This is a genomic window from uncultured Methanobrevibacter sp. (genome assembly GCF_937906425.1).
In the GTDB taxonomy this organism is placed as follows: Archaea; Methanobacteriota; Methanobacteria; order Methanobacteriales; family Methanobacteriaceae; genus Methanobrevibacter.
Genome location: NZ_CALCYR010000286.1, coordinates 1 through 4,813, shown reverse-complemented (window position 1 = coordinate 4,813; position 4,813 = coordinate 1). Strand labels below are relative to the sequence as shown.

General features: G+C 35.9%; 1 protein-coding gene and 2 pseudogenes. All 3 read right to left on the bottom strand.

What is annotated here, in order from left to right:
- Positions 1-280 precede the first annotated feature (280 nt).
- A complete protein-coding gene (locus Q0138_RS08480) occupies positions 281-805 on the bottom strand; it encodes a hypothetical protein (protein WP_297983392.1) in 525 nt (174 codons plus the stop codon).
- A 66-nt stretch (positions 806-871) separates the two neighbouring features.
- Positions 872-1,825, bottom strand: a pseudogene (locus Q0138_RS08475) (methanogenesis marker 2 protein); the annotation flags it as partial.
- Positions 1,826-3,308: 1,483 nt separating this feature from the next.
- Positions 3,309-4,559: pseudogene (locus Q0138_RS08470) on the bottom strand (DUF2117 domain-containing protein); the annotation flags it as partial.
- Positions 4,560-4,813: the final 254 nt, after the last annotated feature.

Below are 4,813 nucleotides of genomic sequence, written 5' to 3'. Positions count from 1 at the left end.
GTCGAAAGACAGCAGATTTACAGTCTGCCCCATTTGGCCACTCTGGAAAACACCCTTTTTCTCTTGCCAGCCCTATGCAGATGGCTCATATTTAAGTTCCCTACAAGGGGGAGGCACAAGAAACGGGTGCAAAGTTAATAACATTTTTCTTTACCCGCCAAGATTTCTACCAACTTTTTTTAATAAAAACGTGTTTTAGCGCCTTTTTGCTCCATAGTTTGCTCATTACAGGCATCTATTAGCGTCAATCTAATCACTCATCGCATAGCAATATCAAACGCTACATCATCATTACAATGATTACTTGTACAATTATAACCCTAATAAACATACTAAGGGGGTATACGGTAGTGTAAGCTACTGAAGCACGATCGGAATGCATGGCATCGTTAACACTGTCAAGGGCCATAGGATTGGCCATACTGCCACACACCATACCGCCCATCGTAGCCATATCCAGGTTGCAAAATCTGACAGCCACCCAGCCGACTATAATCACCGGAACTACTGTTATCAGAAAGCCGAGCATCACCCACAAGGCTCCATCTGCTCTTACCACGGTATCAAAGAAACGTGGGCCTGCCTGCAGGCCAAGGCATGCCAGGAAGACTGTTATACCTAAAGCCCGCAACATACGGTTAGCACTTATAGTCGTGTAGGTAATCATGTGCAAGCGAGGGCCATAGGCTCCTACCAATATACCTACAATTATAGGCCCTCCAGCTAAGCCGAGTTTTACAGGCACACTCATCTGTGGAATGACAAAGGGTATAGCGCCTAATAATATTCCGAGTATTAATCCCATAAAGATTGCCACCAGATTGGGTTCGTCCAGATCGGCAACGACATTGCCCATGTTTTTGGCGACATGTTCTACTGCTTTTTCTTCCCCATAATTAAGATAAAGAACCTTTTCATCAATGACATCCCCTACAACAGCCACTTCAAATGAATAAGGGCTTAAAGTGTCAATGATTTCCTGACAATTTTCCTCCTTGGCAGTCATTACAAAAGCTGCTCCAGGATAAGCCATTAACCATTCGTCCCAAGGAACATCGGGATTTTTAGGAATGGATTCCAAATCAACATTTGCACCAACTCCAGAAGCCTCAAGTAACATTTCCAAAGTTCCAAGGGTTCCAGGATTACTTATGTCCTTACCAGCTGTTGGAAGATGCCTTTCAGCAATCTCCTGCATGACCTTTATTTGATCTTGAACCAATTTCTCATCCTTGTCATAGGTTGTGTCCCAATTTAGGGCAAATTGAGGATGTTGTCTTCCATCGGTATCAATGGCTACAAGAACCTTATCTCCAATATTTGCACCAGCAGAAGTTATCATGGAATCCTTTTTTGCAATTCCCGCAATAGCAACATCCAATGAATTGAATTCAGCATCAGGATGCAAATGTCCGCCTACCATAGGAACATTGAATTTACGGCAACCGTCAACAATGCCCTGCAACAGTTCATCATAAATCTCATCATCGTTTATTGATAATGTATTTACCATAGCTATAGGTTTTCCACCCATTGCAGCAATGTCATTTACGTTTACAAGTACAGAACAATATCCTGCCCAATATGGGTTAACACTCATCAATTGTCCCCATATACCATCAGCCGCAAGCAATACAACTTGATTATTACCAATATCAATAGCTGAAGCATCATCTCCAAAGTCAAGAAGAACTTCTCCTGAAATGTTATAAACTTCACCCAATGCTTTTGTAACCTTTTCAATAGAGTTTTTACGACTGACCCCTACAAATTCCTGAAGTGATTTTACTAGTTCACCAAAATCCATTTTAACACCTAAATACAATAAAAAATCAAAATAAATATAAATTAAAATATTATTTTTCTAAAAAGTCTTCATCAGATTTTTCCTTAAAATCAGACACTTTTTCATCAATATCATCTAAATCGGATTCGCCAAGTGCAGATTCTTCAACAAAAACTTCTTCTTCCTCTTCTTCCCCCTCTTTTTCTCTCTCTTCTTCAGAGAAATCCTCTTCAATTATATGAGTTTCAGGAGAATAATCTTCAATTATTTCACCAGTTTCTGCATCAACATAAATAACTTCCTCTTCAGAATCAGATTCATCTAAATCAGAGGAATCTTTCTCAGAATCATGTTCAACATAAATATAATCTTCATCATTTTCAAGAGCCTCTTTCAATAAGGCTTCATCTACACTTAAAAGTGGTTCAGAATCTTCTTCAATAGTTCCCATTTCTTCTTCCAAATCTTCAGAATCAATCATTTCTTCAGAATATTCAAGTTCTGATTCAGAAACAAATTCCTCAGAATAACCATCCTCTTCAACAAACTCAGAATCAGAAATTACATCTTCATAAACATGTTCATCAGAAATTAAATCCTCACGAACATCCCCAGAATCTTCAAGAACTAATTCATCCCCACTCTCATCATATACATCCTCAAAATCATCAACAAGCAAATCTTCATGAGATAAGTCTTCAGCGCTATCCTCTTGAACGTCCTCAGAACCAACATCAAAAACAGGTTCTTCAATCTTATTTTCAGCTGCAAATGCCTTATCCAATATTGCATCTCCAGACAAGTCTTCCAGAATATCCTCTTCAAAGACTTCAGTATCAGAAATACTTTCCTCTACATACTCTTGCTCAAATTCTTCTACATACCCTTGATCAAATTCCTCTGAAAAACCTTCTTCATATTCAATTTCCAGATTAGATTCTGAAACCTCTTCATCAGCCAACAATTCCTCATAAAAGTCCTTGAATGAATCATCATCAAGACTAATGTCATCATCTTCAACTGAAGAATTCTCTTCAATCATTTCCTCAAGTGAAGTATCTAAAACAATATTATCATTATTTAAGCCACTATCCAATGATTCACTTTCAATCAAGCCATTATCCTCATGAAATTCATCTTCCACAAATTCAGGACCTTCATCATTTAAATCTTCAGCAGCAAGTTCTTCAATAAATGAATCTGCATTAGCAAGCTCATCAACAAATGAATCCTCTTCACCAATATCTCCAATATAAGAATCCCCATCAACAAATGAATCCTCTTCACCAATATCTCCAATATAGGAATCCTCATTATCCATTTCCTCAATAAATGAATCCTCATCAGAGATGTTATAGGAACTTCTTTGATTATGTTCATGATCCAACTCAATGAAACTTGGAACAACTTCCTTTACAGATTCCAAAATATGAGATTTGATAATATCAGCCATTGCCTGTTTAAAAAGCTTAACATTCTTAAAGGATTCCTCATATTCAAATTCAATCACATTATTTGAATTGAAAACCTCCTCAAAAATATTACGGCCTACAATGTCATCAAAACCAGAAGCAACCTCAATGATACTGGATTTTTCATTGATAAAACCTTTTTCAACAACCTTGTCCAAATCACCATCAGTGATTCCAATTATTGGAATATTAAACCTGTATAGAATATCGGATGCAACAAGAGTTGTGTCATCCCCAACAGTTACAACAAAATCAAAGTTCTTATACTTATAAATGTCATAGGCTGCATGGTCAACATAAGCAACCTTAAATGAATTATCATCTGAACTCTCTTGCGAATAAGTCCTTTCAGCTTCAGCAATGCTTAAATCTTCCTTATTTAAAATACGTGGTGTTACATCCTCTGCCTTACGCAACAAACCAGTCTTAACAATTACATTTGACAAATTCACAGTGCCTAACTTCTCAACACCATGTTCCTTAATCCTTCCGCCGACTATGTCAACTATGACACCATTACATGCCACAATGACAATGTCTTCAGAGTCTGCATAACCTACTACAATGCCGTTGACAAAGATGTTTTCATCAGGACTTGCACCATGAACCTTACGATAAGTGTAATTGTTTGAGTCATTATAATCTGAATAGGACCTTAATACCTGTTCAATAGAGTCCTTATCATTTCTTTCCTGACTGTCTGAGAAATAGGAGTCTACAACTTCCTGAGGACTGACTGCCTTTAGGCCCAATGCATTTTTCAATTCTTCAAAAAGTTCCTCAAAGTTAAATGCAAGAGATTCAAGCATATTTTTCTTGCCAAAACCTAAACGGGATCTTCTGCCCCCTTTAGAATTTTTCAATTGTTCATTAAGAGCCATATTCCAACTGATGATGGACCCATCATCCTCACCAGGCCTTTCAATTTGAATGACAGGTATCCTTGAATCATACAAAGGTTTATGATTGGTTGCAAGGAAATCCTCATTTGAAATCTTCTTAAAGTAATGAGTAAAAGTTTTATAACCAAAGACTTGACCTGTAAGGCTTGATTTACCATAATTAAGCAATAGGATCAAATCAACATCCTCCCTATTGAACAGTTCAAGGGATTCGCTTGGCAATAATTTTAAAGAAATATCAATCTTATCTTCTAAAGCAGCATCAATAACTGCAGTTCTACCCATTGTCCCACCTAAACGACAACGGACATTACCGTAATTAGACAATAAATCAATAATTTTAATTGCATAACCTGAATCTATAATTCCAGGCCCATGCACAACAACACCTATTTCCATAATTCACACCAGAGTCTTTTTAAGTGTTTTAAATAATTTATTAAGAATAAAAGTTTAATTTAAATTGAGTAAATTAAGTTAAATTAAGTTAAATTAATCTATATTAATTTAAATTAAGCTATATTAAGTTAAATTAAATTAAATTAAGTTATATTAAGCTATATTAAGTTAAATTAAACTATATAAGTTAAATTAAGTTAAATTAAGTTAAATTAAGTTAAATTAAGTTATAATTTTTATTTGATTATATTAAA

Bases quoted from the DNA above. Each gene is read 5' to 3' on its own strand.
- Q0138_RS08480 (WP_297983392.1), bottom strand. From the start codon at position 805: ATGGGATTAATACTCGGAATATTATTAGGCGCTATACCCTTTGTCATT.